Here is a 303-nt window from a genome sequence, read left to right on the forward strand (position 1 = left end):
GTTCTGAATACAGATGAACACTGACCATGTGATTGGCCAAATAGCACGGTACTGAATAACGATTACGGTGGACATGAACTAAGCAAGTAGAAGAAACCCGTGCTACGAGTTCGACATAGCCATCAAAGGGTGTTGGCATCGGCATGAGTTGGGCTTGCTCATGTTCCAGCACGTCGGCGACGGTCAACTCAGGGTAATCCGGATGGCGGCATTCACTCCAGAGTAACTTGCAGCGTACCGCCAGCCATGCATTGAGTTCCGCAAAGCTGCCGAAGCGTTCCTGTCTGGCGTCGTTCCAGATAC

At 51.8% G+C, this 303-nt stretch carries 1 protein-coding gene; it reads right to left on the reverse strand.

All coding sequences use genetic code 11. From position 1 onward, the window contains the following. Window positions 1-303: Mu transposase domain-containing protein (locus QN347_RS19675; protein WP_416350906.1), on the reverse strand; the 303-nt coding region annotated here is incomplete at both ends.

This window comes from Sphingomonas sp. 10B4, assembly GCF_035019905.1.
Taxonomy (GTDB): Bacteria; Pseudomonadota; Alphaproteobacteria; order Sphingomonadales; family Sphingomonadaceae; genus Sphingomonas; species Sphingomonas glacialis.